The following is an 18,284-nucleotide window of genomic DNA, read 5'->3' as shown; positions in this document are numbered from 1 at the left end:
GGTCAGGTATATTACGCTGCCGGGTTCGCGCCTCATGATGCACCTGCCGTTTTCGCTGTCGGGTAGGGGGCTACCGGTTGAAATTGCGCTTGCAATTGCCAGGGCCACCCAGGTTTTGCCACAACCAGGGTCACCCTCCAGGAGGGTTATCTTTCCTAGAGGGATATACGGCTCCCACAGGAAGGAAACAGGCTCCGGCTCAACGTCAGCCATCCGGACAAACTTGATTGTCTTATTTGACAGCGGTTTTTCTTCTTTGCCGTCCAGGTCATCCAGTAGTGCTTTTAATTCTTCGTCTGAAATATCGTCTGTGAATTTGGTCATCTTTTGCACCACCGTTTCACCCGGTCACTTTTCAAAACAGCAACTTTTTCCGCTATCGTCCCGGTTCTCAATGTTTCAAGAACGTGTTCAAGAATAGGCTCGATGTGGTACAATCCACCAAGGTGTTCAATGTCATCCTCTGACTTAATACCGGCAAGCTTATTGTCTACCGCACGGTAAACGGCAGATAAGCGCTGATAAATTTCATTCTCCTTCACCTTGAAGCGGGTTTCTAATTCCCGCCGGGCCTTTAATTGTAAGTTAATCTGCTTGAACTTGGCTCGTTCTTCCTTAGTTGTATCCGGTAGGATCACCCCAAAGTCAGCAGCCAACAATCTAACCGCTTCCTTGGGGTTATCAATGTTTAAAGCTTGCATAACCAGATCAATATTACTCCCGCCTTTGCTACAACCATAGCAATACCATGAATTTGAATCCGGGTAGAGAACAAGGGAAGGGGAGTGATCCTCATGGAAAGGGCAGCAGGTCACCCACCGGCTCCCCTGTTGCCGCAACTCCCCAGGCAGGTAACGGCGGGCTACTTCGATAAAGGGAAGTTTTTTGACCAATTGGAAAATATCGTTATTTTGTGGTAAAATAGGTACAGACAGTTTAATCACTTCCTGTTCACGCCCGGCCCGCCAGCCGGGTTATTACTCGTAATTTACCATGCTCTGACTCCTGTCTTTCAACGTTTGCCCTCGACTGTTCAGTGAACCAGCGGGTAAGTTCTGATCTACTAAAGATCAACCTCCCCCCACATTTAACCCCTGGCAGTTGACCACGCCGCCACAAATCTCTAACCGTATACGCACTGATTTTGCCCCCAAAATAATCCCTGGAAACTTCCTCGACAGTCAGCTTATCGCCCAGGTCCGGCTCTTTTTGCTGTAACATCTCCAATCACCTCTTTAACTATGGTTTTTTAATTGCTCAATTACCGCAAGAATACGGGCTTTTTCTTTTTCTGGAAGCTCCTGACGTAACCACCGGATTAGGGTTGCTTCAGAAATATGTAAGGCTCTTGCAACTTCGTACTGAAACAACCTGGCATTTTTAATCTTGTTTCTGATTTCCGTATTATTCATATTGACAACTCCTTCTTGACAATAACTGTTGCTATTACTATACTGTAAATAATCAGGCGGATCAATATAATATCCGCTACATAAAAGAACATCAACCGGACATTAAGCCGGAAACATAGCGGACAAATGGAAAGGAGTTATTTTATGGATAATCATGTTGGGGGAAAATTGAAATGGGAAAAATGGGGACGTTCGGGGGAGTATTGCATTAAAAAAATTAAAGATCGGGAATACATATGTCCAATTCCTGACTCGGGTTATATCACTTATGATATAGACACCCTATTAGAAGAAAAAAGCGGGAAGAAAGCCAATGAAAATTATTTAGTCTTGTCTATTTTAAATCTTGATACTTCAAAAAAAGAGGCTGTTATTGATTTTGTTAGTCGTTTTGGGTTGTTGGGATTATTGCCACATAAATATCTCGAACCACAATTAGCCGTTATTGATGGAAATAAGTATTATCTAGTCCCTGAGCGAAATGGGTGCGATTTACATCATGTTGAAGAGGTGGCGCAAAATTATTTAATTAATGTTGAGGACTTTATAAATACAGGTTTTTATAGTATTAGAAAAAATATGTCAGAACCACTTGATGAGTTTATAGAAGCCATTCAAGAGTTTCAGAATGTTGCTAAATGGGTTTATGCCATCAAGAAAGCTGAGGAAGGGATAGGGGCACCACTTAGAGCGTTGTTTATAAAAGAACCATCCCTAGCAGAAATATCTAAAAAAGATATTCGAGATATGTTACCTCCAGCCAAACTTTTATTACATATGTTATTGACCGGTGGTAACCAGGGGTTGAGCCGGTCGGTAATACAGGCCGGAAAAGAAACATGGCAGATTCGACTAGGCTTTGAAAGTTTGTTAAGTGCGGCGTATTACTTCTTTACCCAGGACTTAGCTGGCCGGTACAGGCTTGATCAATGCAAGCGTTGTAACAAGCTGTTCATGACTTCTGTAAAAAAAAGAAAGTTTTGTTCAAGAAAATGTGAGGACGCTAAACGTAAGGCTGATTCTCGAAGTGGTAAAAAGGAGGAAAAACAACATGGCTAGCTCCGGTTGGGTTGAAGAACGCGGAAAAGGCAAGTGGAGATTAAATGTTAACTACGGAACCAACGAAGACGGAAGCAGAAAGGTTATTCGTGAGACTGTTAAGGCCAAGAACAGGGATGGAGCCTTAAGACAGCTCGGCCTCTTAATAAAGAGGATTGAGAAAGGTGAATATATTGAACCATCAAAACAGACATTTAAGGCTTTTGTAGAGAAATGGCTCTCTGCCTACGCAGAGAAAACCCTTGCACCAAAAACCGTATACAGATACAAACAGCTTCTTGATTCTAGAATAATTCCAGCCATGGGACATTTAAAGATTGACCAGATTAAGCCGATCCACCTTGTTAGTTTTTACAGCAATTTAACGGAGGATGGTATCCGTGAAGATGGCCGCAAAGGAGGACTTTCAGAAAGAACAATACTTCACCACCACCGTCTCATATCAACTATTTTACAAACTGCTGTAGAATGGCAGGTTATTGTCTCCAATCCGGCAAGTAGGATTTCCCCTCCAAAGGTACATAAGAAAACCGGTAATTTTTATAATGAAGACCAAACCAGGGCTTTACTGGATGTAGTTGAAACGGAGGATATAAAACATAAGGCACTGATTTACCTAGCGGTCTTCTGCGGCCTCCGTTGTGGCGAAATCATGGGGTTAGAGTGGCAGGATATTAACTTTGAAGACTCAACGCTTACAGTGCGTCAAGCCAGCCAATACCTGCCAGGTAAAGGGGCCTTCACAAAGGAACCAAAGAACGAATCAAGTCAGCGTACAATATCGCTTCCCCTGCGTGTTTTAAATGTTCTCACTCAACATAAAGCCAAACAGGATGAAGCGGCCGAAAAGATGGATAACTTATGGAAAGGTTCAAACAGAGTGTTTACTACCAGAGATGGAAAACCAGCACACCCAGAATGGCCATCCCAATGGTTTCCCAAATTCCTAAAAAGAAATAAACTTGCTCCTCTCCCCTTCCACGGACTGAGGCACACAGCGGCAACCATCATGATTAGCCAGGGTGCAGACGTAAAGAATTTAAGTAGTCGTTTGGGTCACGCCAACACATCAACAACCTTGAATATATACAGCCACGCCCTTAAAACCGTCGATAAAGACATAGCCGACAAGACGGATGCGTATATAGACAAACTGCTTACCAAAGAGCAAGAAGAACCTAATCAGGAAGAACAAAAACCTGTTCTGACAGTAGTGAAATAACTATAAAAAATAGGTCATGCTCCCAAAAATGCTCCCAAAACAAAAAATGCTCCCATATAGAAGAAAATTAAAACCCCGCAAAACCTTGCGGGGCCTAGCTTTTTCTGGTGCGCCCGGAGGGACTCGAACCCCCGGCACGCGGTTTAGGAAACCGCTGCTCTATCCGCCTGAGCTACGGGCGCTTATCATTTTTATAACAGATTAACAATTGATTTTTCTGTATTCATTTTCAATAATTTCTTTTAACGTCGCGGCTACTTGTTCCACACTATGCATATCGCTGTAAGGAAGGGTATAGCTAAAGCGCCGCTCGTCAAGGTCCATATCATCAGCTAGCTTACCAAAGAAACCACGTGTTTTCTTGTCAATTTCCATCACTATATACAACTGACTCTCTTCCGCGACAAAATAAAACTCAAGCTCGTCTAATTCCCGCGCCATGAATTTGGTCGGTTTGTACTCAAATTGTTGGAACCTGCCGTTATAATCCCCGGATGACGGTTTATCACGGAAACCCAGCATTGACAAGGCGTCAAACACCATCTGCATATAAGGGTTCGGGAGAACAACAACATCGTCAATGTCCTTAGGATCCACGGCTTTTTTTATATCAAGATTCGTTACAAAGTAATATCTTGTTTTCCCCCTGGAAACAGGGATATCATAAGGAAGCTGCAAACGGACAGGAATAGTTTTCTCCGGTGAACCAGCCTTAATCAGCATGCTGTCCGCCACTTTGAGAGTCCCAATTTCACGTCTTATATTTACATACTTATCATCATGCTTGTAACGAGAGTCCAACACCAGGGTGATGTTGATTTTTTCCACTTGCTGGTCAACATTGCCGCCGGATATCTTTACTTCGCCTTCGATTACTTCACCCAGAGCTACCTTAGCGCGGTTAATCTCAAGATCGACCTTCGCCGCGCCGACCCCCAATCCGGCCAGCAGGTTTTTAAACAAAACTATCCCCCCAGAAAGCATACTAGCAACTCAATTAAGCACTTTATCCAATATGACTTTAATGACACTTAAATTAGTATAGCTAAGTAGTGAACGGTTTGTCAAGTAAGGTATTATTCCACTTATCCCGCAAGTCTAGGTTTAGCCCGGGTTAATCCCCGCGCTTTCCATGGCTTCCTTGGACCGCTTCATTATTTCCCGTTCCACCTTCGCTTTTTGGAGCGGCATGACTCCCGCGGTTATGCGGATTAGCACATGATCCGGATACAAAGCGACAATACCGAGCACTTCGGGGCCGGTGGCGATCAAATCTGAATGTTCCTGCGCCAGCTTCAGGCAAGCCTGTTCAAGCACGCTGACGGCCTGGTTGTGGTCGGCAGAATAAGCAACCCCGATATCTACAACCGCCTGGAGGCTGCCGCGGCTGTGATTGGTCACCTGCGCAATCTTACCGTTGGGAATGTAATGAACCTGGCCGCCTAAATCTTTCAGCCGCGTAACCCGCAAGCCAAGCGCCTCGACAATACCTGACACCCCTGTGGCGGTTATATAATCACCCACGTCAAACTGATCCTCAAAAAGAATAAAGAAACCGGAGATGACATCTTCGACCAGATTCTTGGCGCCGAATCCGACAGCCAGCCCGACTACCCCCGCCCCTGCCAGCAAGGCGCCGGTTTGCACCCCACAAATACCAAGAATCATCACCAGTGCGATAAAATAAACACTGTACCGTAAAATGCTGATTGACAGCGCCGCCATGGTGCGGATTCTCTTGCTGCCGCCAAGGTGTGAGTCTTCCTCGCGGGCAAACAGCTTGGTTATTGCTGAGCTGCCTAAGCGGACAACAATAAAAGCGACTGCTATAATAGCCAGAATTCCCAGTAATTTATGGTAATTAAAACCTGCGGCAAGAGTATTCAGATAATCAAGGTTTAATGGAGGCAAAATCCCACACCTCTAATCATATCTTTGCAAACAACTGCTCAAACCTTATCCTGATATAATAGAAAAATCAATATGAAAATGTTGGTTATCCTGAAAAAAACGCCTTATATCCTTTGTAAGCCATAAAAATATCCGCCTTGCTGGCCACCTCAAAAGGTGAATGCATCCCCAGCAGGGCCACTCCGCAATCGAGCACATCCATACCGTGGTCGGCCAGCAGGTGGGCGATAGTGCCGCCGCCGCCCTGGTCTACCTTGCCCAACTCGCCAGTCTGCCAGATCACCCCGGCTTCATTAAATAACTTGCGCACCAGTGCCACCACTTCCGCATGCGCGTCATTAGACTCATACTTGCCCCTGCTTCCGGTATATTTGGTCAGGACTGCTCCCGCGCCAAGGCGGGCGGTATTCATCTTTTCGCTGACATCTCCATAGTTCGGGTCGAAACCGGCGTTAACGTCGGCGGACAGCGCGAGCGAATTAACCAAAACACGGCGAGCCGTCAATTCATTGTAATTTGAAACGCAGCGGGCAGTGATTTCCCTTACCGTGTTCGTGAAAAAAACAGATTCCATCCCCGTGTTGCCGCTGCTGCCGATCTCTTCTTTATCAGACAGCAGGACCAACGCAGTCCGCTCAGGCAAAGAGGTTTCCGCCAGAGCACGCAGGGCGGTGTAAACACAAACACGGTCGTCCTGCCCATAGCCCCCGACAAAGCTGCGATCAAAACCCACGTCCATAGCCGGCCAGGCTGGAACCAACTCCAATTCCGCGCTGATTAAATCTTCTTCCACAATACCATATTCACGATTCATGTATTCGAGAATGGCCAGCTTGAACCGTTTTTTTAATTCGCTCCCCGGCAGGGGGATGCCTCCCACCAGGATGTTCAGGTTTTCCCCGGGCACGGCGTCCGCCATCTTCTTATCCATTTGGTCCTTAGCCAAATGAGGCAGGAGATCGGGGATTGTAAAGACAGGGTCGCCCTGTCTCTCTCCAACCGTCACTTGAACCGGATCTCCATTGGCTTTTACCACTATTCCGTGCAGGGCGAGCGGAATAGACAGCCACTGATATTTTTTTATGCCTCCGTAATAATGCGTTTTAAAAAAGGCCATTTCCTCATCTTCAAAAAGAGGCATTGGTTTCAGGTCCAGGCGCGGGCTGTCGGCATGCGCGCCGACAGCATTCAAACCATACTCCAGGGACCTTTTTCCGATAACGGCTGCGATTAAAGCTTTGTGCCGGTTGACCGTGTAGATCCGGTCGCCCGGCTTCAATTTCATCATACTGTTCAACGGACGGAAACCAACATTATTGAGATGCCTTACTGTTACTCCAATTACCTCTCTTTCCGTTTTAGCCGCGTCCAAAAATTTTTTATAATCACCGGCGAAGGCCATTACCCCGGCTTTTTCCGCCTCGCCCAGGCAGTCCCAGGCGTTTTGTCTGCGGTAGGCTAGTTTGGAAGCGGGGTGCTGTTCTTTGGATGCTGTCACAGTTCAAATCCTCCCGTGTCTGATATTCAATTTATTATCACCATTTTGGCAAGTCAAATGCTATTAGCCGGTCCGGAGGGCAGAATATTTTTACCCGGCATACCTCCCGGAAGCGTTTTGTTAAGAACATTAATCAGCGGGTTAAAGTACGTTATCAGTGCGGAATCCCTAAAAGCTTTACCCTGCGGAACGGCCGTCTCCGGTATACCCCGATAACCGCCGGAAAACGGGTTCTGTTGTTGAAACGGTGAAAGCAGTGTGAGAATAATCAGCACAAACAGCAGACCTTTTAAAAATCCGAATAACAGTCCGCCCAGGCGATTTAGCGGCCCAAGCAGGCTAAAGCCGGCAAAATTTGTTAAAATAAGCCCGGCGGCGTTTACCAGCCAGACAGTGGCCGCCAGCAGCGCTAAAAAGGTCAGCGCTTCAAGAATGGTGCCGGCAACCAGCCTGGTGACGTAATCACCGGACAGCTGTTTTCCCGCAGCGAAAGGACTGACAACATCCGCGGCGGGTTGCCAAAACTTTAATAAAGGCCCGGTCAAAGGAAACATTAGTTCCTCCAGGTGCCAGCGGGCAGATAAATAATCAGCTAAAGGCCGGTGGTAAAAATAGGCTGCAGCTAAACCGGCCAGCAGCCCGGCCATTTTCGCCACACTAATGAAAAGACCGCGGCGCAGTCCTTGGCAGGCGGACCAGGCGAGGATCGCTACAATCAACCAATCCAACCAATTCATTTGACCAACTCCGTTTAAATATCTAAATCATCACATAACAATTATACGGAATCTTTCTAAGATATGAAACTTTTTTTGCCATTGCGCAAAAATCTAATAGGCGGAATTATTAACAGGCATACTAGCAATACTAAACCGGCGTATCCGAACAGGGGATATAAAAGACGCACTAAATTGGAAAAGCCGCAACCGGCGAACGGCAGGGCAAGCAGGCAGGCGCATATGCCGAAAAACCTGTAATTAACGCCTCCGTGGGGTGCAAGCCGGCTGGCAATCCCATGGGCGTCAGCTATCGCGGTCGTAATAATGGCGAGCCAGATCAGAAACCCGAGCAGCCAGTGAAAAACAAACCCGAGTTTATTGGCGAGAAATAAAAGAGGAATTTCGTAGGCCGCGGCTTCAGGAAGATATAATAAACCCGCCACCGTTACTATGGACACAGATAAACCCAGCAAAAAGCCTCCGGTTATTCCGCCGGCGACACCAATCTTTAGCGGAATGCTGCCGCCCAGCGATGAAAGCACGGCCACCGGCACAACCATGTTATATGATACGTAAAGAAAACCGGCCCACACCCAGGAATCGGCCACACCGCCCAGAGGCGTCGCCTGCGGAATCAGAAAAATTGCTTCTTTCGCCTTATATATGGCAGTCAGCGCGATCAACACGACCGCCAGCAGCTTTAAGGGAACAAGGAAGACATTAGCCGTCAGCACCCCATTCAGCCCGCCCATGATCACCAGTGATGTCAAAACAATCACCACCCATACCCCCGCGCGGGCCGGCAAACCGAAATGCTCGCCAAAAACAGCGGCGCTGCCCGCCATCATCACGCTCAGGCCGCCCATTAACATTAACAGATTTAACACATCCACTATTTTTCCGGCTTTGGTTCCCAATAGAAATATGATCAGTTCCTTATAACTGGTTGCGCGTATCTTTATCGAAAGGAACATCACCAGGCCGCCCAGGTATGCGAACAATACCGTCGAGAGGACAACACCCAACAGCCCGTTGCAGCCATGTAAAATAAAAAACTGCATTATTTCCTGCCCCGAGGCAAAACCTGCCCCTATCACAGAGCCGACATATGCAGTCACAACTTTGGCCAGCAGCAATAAATTGCTTTGTGAACGCGGCATTGGCGCCCTTCCTCCGGGCTAATTATTTATCTTAAAGTTCCGTATATGAATTTTTATGCCAATCAGCTAAACTAATGCATTTAAAAAATTTTTTTATTTAGGAATAATTGACCACCCTCGCGGCAATAACTATATTAGTTTGCACTTCAGGAGGGTTGTCAATGAAAAATATAGGTCAATTAAATACGATAACGAACATAGAGAAGACTTGTATAAATATTGAAGATACTGCCGCGGTTAATAAGTTTGCCACGGATCTCGCCATAAGACTTAAAAGATTCGAAGTCCGCCCGGAAAGCCCGAAAGTATTATTATGCATCGGTACCGACCGCTCCACCGGCGACTGTCTTGGACCTTTGGTCGGCAGCATTATCGATTCGGGCGATCAAGACTTTTATATTGTATACGGCACATTGGAAAAGCCGATACATGCCAGCAACCTGCGGGAAACGATCGAAGAAATTCAAAAAAATTACCAGGATCCTTTTGTCATTGCTATCGACGCGTCACTTGGCAAGCTGGAAAATGTCGGTTGTGTTAATTTAGGAGACGGCTCATTGCTTCCAGGCGCGGGTGTCAACAAAAATCTTCCGCCGGTGGGACAAATCCATATTACCGGGATAGTGAACATCGGCGGGTTCATGGAGTACCTGGTGCTGCAGAACACCAGGTTGAATTTAGTGATGAGAATAGCTGATGTCATAGCAAACGGACTCAAGAGGACCATTCCCGAGTATAAAAAGATAAACGCCTGGGGTCTTTAGCCCCAGGCGTTTATCAAGTTTATGCGAAATATCAAGTTTTCTTGTTCATGGCAGCAGAAAATGTTTCACGTGAAACATTTTCTTTGCCCAGCATCATTTCAATAATCCGCTTTAATTCATCCTTGCTGCGGTAATTTATCTCCAGCCTGCCGCCCCCGCCGGCAGTTTCTTTTAATTTTACAGGCGTTTCAAAATAATTCTTCAAAGCTGCTTCTAATTCTCGTACAAAATTATTAATTACAATTTTATTTTTAATATCTTTTTTTTCTTCGCTGATATGCTTTGTCATTTTTTCCGCCTGACGCACGCTCAGCTGTTGCTTGGAGATCTTTTTTGCCACAGCCAATTGTTTTTCGGGTTCCCGTATCGCCAGCAGGGCTCTGGCATGACCTGTATTCAACTGCCCCCCGGCAAGCATCTCCTTTATTTCCGGCGGCAATTCCAAAAGCCTTACCATATTTGCCACAAAAGGCCGGCTCTTTCCAACCCGGCCGGAAACCTCATCCTGCGTCAGCCCAAAATCTTTTATTAATTGCTGATATGCAGACGCTTCTTCCAAAGGATTCAAATCCTCACGCTGCACATTTTCAATAAGCGATACTGCAATAGCCTCCAAATCGTGGTAGTCCTTAACCACAGCCGGTATGACCTTATGTCCCAGGAGCCGGCAGGCCCTCCATCGCCTTTCCCCGGCAATCAACTCGTACCCGCCGCCTTTCGAAGGCCTGACCACGACAGGCTGGATAACACCATGTTCTTTAATTGAAGCGGCAAGCTCCGCCAGCTTTTCTTGATTAAACAACTGTCTTGCCTGACCGGGCGCCGGCTTAATATCGTCAATGTTAATTTCTTTATATTCTTCTTGATTCTCTTTTTGACTCGCCATACTTCTCTCTATACTTGGAATGAGCGCTTCCAGACCCTTGCCAAGACCTCTGCGCTTACTCAATGCCGATCACTTCCTTAGCGAGTTCGTGATAAACTTCCGCGCCTTTTGAGCGCTTGTCGTACACCATCACCGGCTTACCATGACTCGGCGCCTCGCTTAAACGGATGTTTCGCGGCACAATAGATCTGTATACCTTTTCCCTGAAATGCTTTTTCACCTCGTCAACAACCTGTATGGCCAAATTTGTTCTCCCGTCAAACATAGTTAACAGCACACCCTCGATGACCAGTTCCTTATTTAAATTTTTTTGCACCATGCCGATAGTATTTAACAGCTGTCCTAAGCCTTCCAGGGCGTAATATTCACACTGTATCGGGATTATCAGGGAGCCGGCCGCTGTTAAGGCGTTCAATGTAAGCAAACCTAATGAAGGCGGGCAATCAACAAAAATAAAGTCATATTTGTTTTTAATTACGCTTAAAGATGCTCTTAAGATCTTCTCCCGCTCAGCCACATTTACCAATTCAACTTCCGCCCCGGCAAGCTCTATAGTGGCCGGAACCAAGTCTAAACCTTCCACCGCGCTCGTGACTATCACTTTCTCAATATCTAACTGATTAATCAAAACATCATATATGCAAAGATTAACTTTTTCCTTGTCGACTCCCACGCCGGTCGTCGCATTTCCCTGGGGGTCGATGTCCACTAGCAAAACCTTCTGCCCCATCAGGGAAAGCCATGCGCTTAAATTAACCGCCGTGGTCGTTTTGGCAACTCCTCCCTTCTGGTTGGCAATGGCGATAATTCTCCCCACTTTTTCCACCCCCACTATTATTCCAGCAGAATAAACCTAATAATTCAACATTTTCTATCCTGGTTCCTGCCGCGAAAAAGATCTCCTTAATTTAAATTGATGGATTGCTTGGTTGCGTCAACCTAAGGGTGAATTTGTGAAGTGCAAAACAAATTTTAAACAGGTTTTTTCAGGGGAACTCCGGGACGCCGCGGGTATTTTTCAGGGGTCGGCTTTATTTTCTTAACAACCACCAGGTTTCTTTCATCACCAGTAACAGGTAAATTTAATTTAATAATTTTTGCAATTTCCCCTCCAAGTATATTAACTGCTTTTTCCGCCGCCGCTAATTCCTTAAAAAGTTTCGGCCCTTTCATCGCCAAAAAAAACCCGCCAATCTTCACTACCGGCAGGCAATATTCAGCTAAAACTCTCAATTCAGCAACAGCTCTCGCCGTGACCAGGTCGCAATACCCCCTGTAAAACGTCTTTCTGCCAATTTCCTCAGCTCTTGTGTGCATGGCGGAGATGTTTTTTAAATCCATAGCTCGGATCACTTTCAATAAAAATTTCACTTTTTTAGCCTGAGATTCAACCAAAACAACTTCCAGTCCAGGCCGGCAAATCTTTAGAGGTATTCCCGGAAATCCGGCCCCTGTGCCTATATCCATTAACTTCATGCCATCGTTAAACATACCGGCCTTCAAGCAGGTCAGAGAATCAATAAAGTGTTTTACGGCAAATTCTTGCTCATCCACTATTGCGGTAATATTGTTTTTCTTATTTTCTTCTACGATCAACCGGTAAAATAATTGAAAGCATTCTAATTGACTTTCCGTTATTTCAATACCCATTTCTTTTAAACCTTTTTTGAGAGTCTCCAGCAACTCACTCATCCGTCCACCTGTAATTAAAAAATTATTATAACTTCGCCCCTTATAAACGTATGAACTCGTTAGCCTTCGGGCTCGGTCAAACTCGCTCGCTACTCTCGCTTAAACAGTTCCCTCTCTTATCCCCGGGCTCACTCGTTCCCTGAATTAGTACTCAAAACTCAAAATCGCTCTTATGGCAAGCGCACTCCAATCCAGGCAACTTTGCTACCATATTTACTATTCAACTTTATCTTCTTTCCGTCTCTTTCTCTGCTCCAGATGAATCAACAGCACCGACAAGTCAGCCGGCGTGACCCCGGCAATCCTGGCAGCCTGCCCAATTGAGGCGGGTTTAATATTTTCCATTTTCTCTTTAGCCTCTAAAGAAAGGCCTTTTACCTTTCCATAATCGAGATCCGCGGGAAGCTTTTTTTCCTCCAAACGTTTAAAGCGTTCCGCCTGCGCCTGTTGCTTTTTTATATACCCCTCATATTTAACCTGAATCATCACTTGCTCACGCACTTCCTCATCTAAATCAGGGTGACCCACAGGCAGCATCAACAGATTTTCATAGCTGATTTCCGGCCGTCTCAGCAACCCCGCCAGAGTGATTCCCTGCTGCGGCAAACCCGCGCTTTTTATTTCAGCCAATATTTTTTTAGTTTTCTCTGTCACCGGCACAACAGTATGATTCAATCTTTCCTTTTCGTTCTCAATAAGTTCTTTTTTTTGCACATACATTTCATATCTGTCAGCGGGTATCAATCCGATTTTATAACCTATTTCAGTTAATCTCAAGTCGGCGTTATCCTGTCTTAAAAGCAACCGGTATTCTGCTCTGGAGGTCAGCATCCGGTAAGGCTCGTCAATCTCTTTAGTAACCAGGTCATCAATCAGCACACCGATATAAGCCTGCGCTCTGTCTAAAATTAGCGGTTCTTTCTCCTGCACATAAAGCGCGGCGTTAATGCCGGCAATAATGCCCTGCGCCGCAGCTTCTTCATAGCCGGATGTGCCGTTCAGCTGGCCGGCCGAAAAAAGCCCCGGCACTATTTTTGTTTCCAGTGAAAGCTTCAACTGACCCGGAATAATGTAATCATATTCGATAGCATAGCCCGCCCTCATCATTTCCACCCGCTCAAGACCCGGCAATGTGCGCAGCAAGGCCAGTTGAACATCCTCCGGCAGGCTTGTGGACATGCCCTGCACGTACATTTCCGTGGTATCCCTGCCCTCTGGTTCGATAAAAACCTGATGGGCAGGCTTATCCGAAAAACGCACTACCTTTGTTTCGATAGAAGGACAATAGCGCGGCCCCTGGCTCATAATCACGCCTGTATACAACGGCGACCGGTGTAAATTCTCTCTGATTAAGCTATGTGTTTTCTCAGTGGTGTAAGTCAGCCAGCACGGCAACTGTTCCCTATGGAGAGGAGGCGAAAAAAAGGAAAACCGCTTCATTTTTTCATCCCCCGGCTGGATATTCATACGGGTAAAATCAACGCTTTTTTTATCAATCCGCGGCGGCGTCCCCGTTTTAAAACGATTCAATTTGATGCCAAGTTCGACCAGGCTGCCTGATAATCCAACAGATGGAAATTGTCCGTTCGGTCCACCCGGATAAGAAAGATCACCAATAAAAATTTTTCCTTTTAAATATGTGCCTGTTGTTAAAACAACTGCTTTTGCCGTAAATACAGCCCCTGTATTGGTGGCCACCCCCCATACTCTTCCATTTTTCACCAACAACCGCTCAACCAGCGCCTGTTTTAAATCTAGATCGTTTTGCTGCTCAAGTGCCTGCTTCATTCCGTTTTGATAACATTTCTTATCCGTCTGGGCGCGCAAAGCCTGAACAGCCGGCCCTTTTGCGGTGTTTAAAAGGCGCATTTGGATAGAAGCCCGGTCGGCATTCAGGCCGATTTCCCCGCCCAGAGCGTCTACTTCCCGCACCAGATGCCCCTTTGCCGGCCCGCCAACCGCCGGGTTGCAGGGCATCAACGCAACGTTGTCCATATTCAGCGTGACAACCAGCGTCCGGCAGCCCATCCGCGCGGCGGCAAGACCCGCCTCACAGCCGGCATGTCCCGCGCCAACTATGATAACATCATAATTTCCCGCAAAATATTCCATCATCTTCCGCCTCATTTACCAACACAAAAATCTCTGAAAATCCTTTCAATTAAATCTTCAGTAACGGACATGCCGGTAATTTCCCCTAAAGCCTCCCAGGCGTCACGCAAGTCTATGGCCACTATATCCACCGGCACCAGGCCTTTTATTGACGAAATTGCCTCGCTTAAATGAAACGCCGCCTTTTCCAGCGCCTGTTTATGCCTGATATTTGTAACCATATAGCTGTCGGATTGATCGACTTTTCCACAAAGCAACAGATCGGCGATCATATCTTCCAACTCAGCAAGTCCGGTCCCTTGTTCGGCTGATATACAGATTACCTTTCTGCCGCCGGCTAGCTTTTTCAAATCCTCCATATCTATTTTTTTATCTTGAACATCTATTTTATTTACTATAACCAGGCATTTCTTAGCACCCGCCAATGCCAATACCGCAAAGTCTTCCCGTGACAACCCCTCTGTCGCGTCAAGCACCGGCAGGACCAGATCAGCCCGGTCAGTCGCCTCTCTTGTCCGCTCCATGCCGATCTTTTCAACTAAATCCTCAGTCTCGCGCAAACCCGCCGTATCAATAATTCTTAAAGGAATTCCTTTGATATTAATTATTTCCTCGATAACATCCCTGGTTGTTCCCGGCACATCTGTCACTATCGCCCTCTTTTCCCTTAACAGAGCATTTAACAAAGAGGACTTCCCCACATTCGGCTTGCCGACGATCGCCGCTTTGACACCTTCCCGGTAAATAATACCTGCGTCCGCCCCTTTAATTAAACTTTTTATCTGTTCCAGCAACACTTCACCGGCGCAAATAATATCCTTACCGGTTGCTTCTTCTAAATCATCCTCCGGAAAGTCAATATTAACTTCCACCTGCGCCAGAATGCCAAGTATTTTATCTTGTATCTCTCTGATTTTCTTGGATAAATCACCTTTTAATTGGGAAACCGCGAGTTTTAACCCCGCTTCAGTCTTGGACCGGATCAGGTCAATAACAGATTCCGCCTGGGCCAGGTCCAATCTGCCGTTTAAAAAAGCCCTCTTGCTGAATTCACCAGCCTCGGCCAATCTTACCCCTTCCGCCAGGACAAGTTCAAGCGTTTTTCTCAAGGGAACCATGCCGCCATGACAATTTATCTCCACTATGTCTTCCCTTGTGTAAGAATGCGGCGCTTTCATATAGCAAAAAAGCGCTTCATCAACAACTTCCCCTGTCAGACGGTCGCAGACATGTCCGTAAATCATTCTATGACTTTTTATTTCCTCTAAACCGGCTCTCTTTGACTTAAATATTTTTCCAGAAACTTTTAGAGCTTCAGGGCCGCTTATTCTGACGATTCCTATACCGCCTTCACCCAAAGGTGTTGAAATAGCAGCAATCGTATCTTCTTGCAATACAACCACCTTCCGGTAAACAATAATCTTTTCCATTCCCATTTCCGGTTTCTATTTATAAACCCAGCTTGCTGTTCAGCCCGCTGGGTTTATCATCATTTTTTCGGGGATATAATAATTTTACGGTAAGGTTCGTCACCTTCACTGAAAGTATATATGTCATCCCTTCCCTGCAAAGCAGTGTGAATGATTCTTCTTTCCTGCGAACTCATTGGCTCCAAAACTACGCTTCTTCCTCGCTGCTTGGCCTTATTCGCCAGTTTTACGGCAAGTTTTTGCAGCGTTTCCTCTCTTCTGTGACGATAACCTTCCACATCAATAATTATTTTTCTTCTAACTTCCTTATTTTTATTAACTGAAAGATTTACCAGGAACTGCAGCGCATCCAGTGTTTCGCCCCGCCTGCCAATTAATATTCCTAATTCAGGTCCCTTCAGGTTTATAGTAAGAAAATCTTTTTTCTCCACCACATCCAACTCAACTTGCAGCTCCATGCTTTTGATGATATTATTCAGCAAATCAACAGCCTTCTCGGACGCCCCTTCTTTTAAAATTACTTTAACCCTTGCCGGCTTTGCTCCAAACAGACCTAAAATTCCTTTTGTCGGTTCCTCAATTATCTCTACTTCCACATCATCTATAGAAACACCCATATTCTGAAGAGCCTGTCCAACAGCTTCTTCAACAGTTTTACCTGTTTTCTCTACAACCTTCACCTTCCACTAGCTCCCTCCTTTACCGGCATGGTCTGTTTATTAATAAAATACTGCTGTATTGCGCCAACCACATTAAAAACAACCCAGTACAAAGCAAGACCCGCAGGCACAGTAGCCGATATCCAGACAATAATAAGAGGCATCATATAAAGCATTGTTTTCTGGGTAGGATCTGTCATGGATGTAGTCATTTTTGACTGAAGAAAAGTAGTTATACCGGCCAGTAACGGCAAAATATAATAAGGATCCGTACCACTCAAATTTTGCACCCAAATAAAACTCGCGTGCGCCTCGTTAATAAATGGAAAAGCATACAATGACCTGTACAGCGCTATTAAAATCGGCAACTGGATCAACAACGGCAAACACCCGGCCATTGGATTGGCGTTATTTTCCTTGTACAAATCCATGATCATCTGCTGCATTTTTTTCGGATCTTTATTCTTCCATTTATCTTGAATTTGTTTTACTTTCGGCTGCAGCTTTTGCATAACTACCATAGATTTCATCTGTTTCTGGGTCAGTGGATAAAGAAGCATTTTAATTAAAACAGTTAATAGAATAATCGCTATACCATAACTTGGCACCCCTACCTGTACAGTCAATTGATATAACCAATTCATTAAACCGGTCATACCATCAACAAGTGCATTAAATATTTCCAAATCTCAATGCCTCCCAACAAATACCGGTTAATAAAAAAATATGATCAAATTACCTTCCACCTGCATAAGCATTTTTACACAGAATTATCCACACTTATACCGGATCAAATCCACCGGGATGAAAAGGATGACACTTCAGTATTCTTTTCACTGCCATCCAGACGCCTTTTATTATTCCATATTTTTGTACAGCTTGCAAAGCATAATGTGAGCAAGTTGGATAAAAACGGCAGGTAGGCATTTTTAAAGGAGATATAAACACTTGATATAAACGAATCAACAAAATTAACAATTTCCTCATGTCTGCCCTCTGCGAGAAGTAATATTTTTCAACAATTTTAACAGGCTTTCTTCAACCTGTTGATATTTTCGCCCTACGATGGCGTTACGCGCCAGTAAAACATAATCAAAGCCAACTGGAAATTTATTTATATTTAAACGGCAGACTTCTTTAAACAGGCGTCTTACCCTATTCCTTACTACGGCATTGCCAATTTTTTTACTTGCTGTAAAGCCAAACCGGCTGGTTTCCAAGTTATTCACCCAAAAAAATAAAACTAGATAGCGGTCAGCCACTGATTTTCCACAACTATATACTTTCCTATAATCTTTATTTTTTTTAATTTTATTAATAACAGTCATTAATTCTCCTGCTATCTAATATATCCAACCATTAACACCAACTATACTCTTAAAACGCTCATATAGCTAGAAAGGCCACCTTTAATATACAGCGGCCTCACGCAGTTAATCTCTTTCTACCTTTAATTCTCCTTCTTTTAATAATATTTCTTCCAGACCGTGTAGCCATTCTCTTTAAGAAGCCATGCAGTTTTCTATGCTTGCGTGACTTCGGCTGGTAGGTACGCTTCATCAAATACACCCCTTTTATATTTTGGAATAAAAGCAAAATGCCACTATAGCTAGGCACACACTATCTATTATATAGTAATCATTTTTTAACGTCAAGAATAACAAGAAGAGAGATAAAGCGAGATAGAGCTAATTGCGATGTTTGAGAAGCCAGAGCGTACAAGGGTTGAAAGGAACAAAAAAAAAGATTTTACCCCAAAA

The 18,284-nt window shown here is 45.1% G+C and carries 22 protein-coding genes and 1 tRNA gene; 3 read left to right on the top strand and 20 right to left on the bottom strand.

Annotation, left to right across the window (positions count from 1 at the left end; translation table 11 throughout):
• The 4 genes from A4E54_RS11770 to A4E54_RS11755 all read right to left on the bottom strand — a co-directional run.
• Positions 1-324, bottom strand: a 324-nt coding sequence (locus tag A4E54_RS11770; protein WP_286726246.1) for an AAA family ATPase, incomplete at its 3' end; no start/stop codon positions are given.
• Positions 321-944, bottom strand: coding sequence for a CHC2 zinc finger domain-containing protein (locus tag A4E54_RS11765; RefSeq protein WP_286726245.1), 624 nt, complete (start codon positions 942-944; stop codon positions 321-323). The genes A4E54_RS11770 and A4E54_RS11765, both read right to left, overlap by 4 nt.
• A 7-nt stretch (positions 945-951) precedes the next feature.
• Positions 952-1,221, bottom strand: a complete 270-nt coding sequence (locus A4E54_RS11760) for a helix-turn-helix domain-containing protein (protein WP_286726244.1) — start codon at positions 1,219-1,221, stop codon at positions 952-954.
• 14 nt (positions 1,222-1,235) lie between these two features.
• A complete protein-coding gene (locus A4E54_RS11755; protein WP_286726242.1) occupies positions 1,236-1,412 on the bottom strand; it encodes a hypothetical protein in 177 nt (58 codons plus the stop codon).
• 144 nt (positions 1,413-1,556) lie between these two features.
• Here A4E54_RS11755 and A4E54_RS11750 point away from each other — a divergent pair, with 144 nt between their 5' ends.
• A complete protein-coding gene (locus A4E54_RS11750) occupies positions 1,557-2,471 on the top strand; it encodes a hypothetical protein (protein ID WP_286726240.1) in 915 nt (304 codons plus the stop codon).
• Entirely contained in the window at positions 2,464-3,693 is a 1,230-nt protein-coding gene (locus tag A4E54_RS11745; RefSeq protein WP_286726238.1) for a tyrosine-type recombinase/integrase, read from the top strand. Before A4E54_RS11750 ends, A4E54_RS11745 begins: the two co-directional genes overlap by 8 nt.
• Before the next feature lie 105 nt (positions 3,694-3,798).
• Here the strand turns inward: A4E54_RS11745 and A4E54_RS11740 are convergent.
• From A4E54_RS11740 to A4E54_RS11715, 6 genes are all read right to left on the bottom strand, one after another.
• Positions 3,799-3,875, bottom strand: a tRNA-Arg gene (locus tag A4E54_RS11740).
• 19 nt (positions 3,876-3,894) lie between these two features.
• On the bottom strand, positions 3,895-4,656 hold the full coding sequence (locus A4E54_RS11735) for a sporulation protein (RefSeq protein ID WP_286726236.1): 762 nt from the start codon (positions 4,654-4,656) through the stop codon (positions 3,895-3,897).
• Positions 4,657-4,797: 141 nt separating this feature from the next.
• Positions 4,798-5,604, bottom strand: a complete 807-nt coding sequence (locus A4E54_RS11730; RefSeq protein WP_286726234.1) for a mechanosensitive ion channel family protein — start codon at positions 5,602-5,604, stop codon at positions 4,798-4,800.
• A gap of 85 nt (positions 5,605-5,689) precedes the next feature.
• Positions 5,690-7,102: an aminopeptidase gene (locus tag A4E54_RS11725; RefSeq protein WP_286726232.1), complete on the bottom strand. Its 1,413-nt coding sequence runs from the start codon at positions 7,100-7,102 to the stop codon at positions 5,690-5,692.
• A gap of 53 nt (positions 7,103-7,155) precedes the next feature.
• Positions 7,156-7,839, bottom strand: a complete 684-nt coding sequence (locus A4E54_RS11720) for a CvpA family protein (RefSeq protein WP_286726231.1) — start codon at positions 7,837-7,839, stop codon at positions 7,156-7,158.
• A 56-nt stretch (positions 7,840-7,895) separates the two neighbouring features.
• Positions 7,896-8,981 carry a YkvI family membrane protein gene (locus tag A4E54_RS11715; RefSeq protein WP_286726229.1) on the bottom strand — a complete coding sequence of 362 codons (1,086 nt, stop codon included), beginning with the start codon at positions 8,979-8,981 and terminating at the stop codon, positions 7,896-7,898.
• Between the two features lie 161 nt (positions 8,982-9,142).
• On the opposite strand from A4E54_RS11715, the gene yyaC reads away from it, so the two are divergent.
• On the top strand, positions 9,143-9,745 hold the full coding sequence (yyaC, locus tag A4E54_RS11710) for a spore protease YyaC (protein ID WP_286726227.1): 603 nt from the start codon (positions 9,143-9,145) through the stop codon (positions 9,743-9,745).
• A gap of 31 nt (positions 9,746-9,776) precedes the next feature.
• Here yyaC and A4E54_RS11705 read toward each other — a convergent pair whose 3' ends face one another.
• The 10 genes from A4E54_RS11705 to rpmH form a co-directional block, all read right to left on the bottom strand.
• Positions 9,777-10,694, bottom strand: coding sequence for a ParB/RepB/Spo0J family partition protein (locus A4E54_RS11705; RefSeq protein ID WP_286726225.1), 918 nt, complete (start codon positions 10,692-10,694; stop codon positions 9,777-9,779).
• Positions 10,687-11,448, bottom strand: a complete 762-nt coding sequence (locus A4E54_RS11700) for a ParA family protein (RefSeq protein ID WP_240082169.1) — start codon at positions 11,446-11,448, stop codon at positions 10,687-10,689. The genes A4E54_RS11705 and A4E54_RS11700 overlap by 8 nt, the downstream gene beginning before the upstream one ends.
• A gap of 155 nt (positions 11,449-11,603) precedes the next feature.
• The gene (gene rsmG, locus A4E54_RS11695; RefSeq protein ID WP_286726224.1) at positions 11,604-12,323 is read right to left on the bottom strand and encodes a 16S rRNA (guanine(527)-N(7))-methyltransferase RsmG; all 720 of its coding nucleotides are present in this window, start codon (positions 12,321-12,323) and stop codon (positions 11,604-11,606) included.
• Between the two features lie 216 nt (positions 12,324-12,539).
• The gene (gene mnmG, locus A4E54_RS11690; RefSeq protein WP_286726249.1) at positions 12,540-14,435 is read right to left on the bottom strand and encodes a tRNA uridine-5-carboxymethylaminomethyl(34) synthesis enzyme MnmG; all 1,896 of its coding nucleotides are present in this window, start codon (positions 14,433-14,435) and stop codon (positions 12,540-12,542) included.
• Positions 14,436-14,446: 11 nt separating this feature from the next.
• Positions 14,447-15,829: a tRNA uridine-5-carboxymethylaminomethyl(34) synthesis GTPase MnmE gene (mnmE, locus tag A4E54_RS11685; protein WP_286726248.1), complete on the bottom strand. Its 1,383-nt coding sequence runs from the start codon at positions 15,827-15,829 to the stop codon at positions 14,447-14,449.
• A 95-nt stretch (positions 15,830-15,924) separates the two neighbouring features.
• On the bottom strand, positions 15,925-16,545 hold the full coding sequence (gene jag, locus A4E54_RS11680; protein ID WP_286726223.1) for an RNA-binding cell elongation regulator Jag/EloR: 621 nt from the start codon (positions 16,543-16,545) through the stop codon (positions 15,925-15,927).
• A complete protein-coding gene (locus A4E54_RS11675) occupies positions 16,542-17,210 on the bottom strand; it encodes a YidC/Oxa1 family membrane protein insertase (protein WP_286726222.1) in 669 nt (222 codons plus the stop codon). Before A4E54_RS11675 ends, jag begins: the two co-directional genes overlap by 4 nt.
• 94 nt (positions 17,211-17,304) lie before the next feature.
• The gene (gene yidD / locus A4E54_RS11670; protein WP_240082109.1) at positions 17,305-17,511 is read right to left on the bottom strand and encodes a membrane protein insertion efficiency factor YidD; all 207 of its coding nucleotides are present in this window, start codon (positions 17,509-17,511) and stop codon (positions 17,305-17,307) included.
• A complete protein-coding gene (gene rnpA, locus A4E54_RS11665; RefSeq protein ID WP_240082108.1) occupies positions 17,508-17,852 on the bottom strand; it encodes a ribonuclease P protein component in 345 nt (114 codons plus the stop codon). Before rnpA ends, yidD begins: the two co-directional genes overlap by 4 nt.
• A 97-nt stretch (positions 17,853-17,949) precedes the next feature.
• The gene (gene rpmH / locus A4E54_RS11660) at positions 17,950-18,084 is read right to left on the bottom strand and encodes a 50S ribosomal protein L34 (protein WP_286726219.1); all 135 of its coding nucleotides are present in this window, start codon (positions 18,082-18,084) and stop codon (positions 17,950-17,952) included.
• Positions 18,085-18,284: the final 200 nt, after the last annotated feature.

The sequence above is a fragment of the Pelotomaculum sp. PtaB.Bin117 genome, assembly GCF_002067195.1.
Taxonomy (GTDB): Bacteria; Bacillota; Desulfotomaculia; order Desulfotomaculales; family Pelotomaculaceae; genus Pelotomaculum_D; species Pelotomaculum_D terephthalicicum.
Note: the sequence above shows the minus strand (reverse complement) of the source record. Positions and strands in the feature narration are given on the sequence as shown.

Bases quoted from the DNA above. Each gene is read 5' to 3' on its own strand.
- A4E54_RS11760 (WP_286726244.1), bottom strand. From the start codon at position 1,221: ATGTTACAGCAAAAAGAGCCGGACCTGGGCGATAAGCTGACTGTCGAG.
- A4E54_RS11755 (WP_286726242.1), bottom strand. From the start codon at position 1,412: ATGAATAATACGGAAATCAGAAACAAGATTAAAAATGCCAGGTTGTTT.
- A4E54_RS11750 (WP_286726240.1), top strand. From the start codon at position 1,557: ATGGATAATCATGTTGGGGGAAAATTGAAATGGGAAAAATGGGGACGT.
- A4E54_RS11745 (WP_286726238.1), top strand. From the start codon at position 2,464: ATGGCTAGCTCCGGTTGGGTTGAAGAACGCGGAAAAGGCAAGTGGAGA.
- A4E54_RS11720 (WP_286726231.1), bottom strand. From the start codon at position 7,839: ATGAATTGGTTGGATTGGTTGATTGTAGCGATCCTCGCCTGGTCCGCC.
- A4E54_RS11715 (WP_286726229.1), bottom strand. From the start codon at position 8,981: ATGCCGCGTTCACAAAGCAATTTATTGCTGCTGGCCAAAGTTGTGACT.
- yyaC (WP_286726227.1), top strand. From the start codon at position 9,143: ATGAAAAATATAGGTCAATTAAATACGATAACGAACATAGAGAAGACT.
- rsmG (WP_286726224.1), bottom strand. From the start codon at position 12,323: ATGAGTGAGTTGCTGGAGACTCTCAAAAAAGGTTTAAAAGAAATGGGT.
- mnmG (WP_286726249.1), bottom strand. From the start codon at position 14,435: ATGGAATATTTTGCGGGAAATTATGATGTTATCATAGTTGGCGCGGGA.
- yidD (WP_240082109.1), bottom strand. From the start codon at position 17,511: ATGAGGAAATTGTTAATTTTGTTGATTCGTTTATATCAAGTGTTTATA.
- rnpA (WP_240082108.1), bottom strand. From the start codon at position 17,852: ATGACTGTTATTAATAAAATTAAAAAAAATAAAGATTATAGGAAAGTA.
- rpmH (WP_286726219.1), bottom strand. From the start codon at position 18,084: ATGAAGCGTACCTACCAGCCGAAGTCACGCAAGCATAGAAAACTGCAT.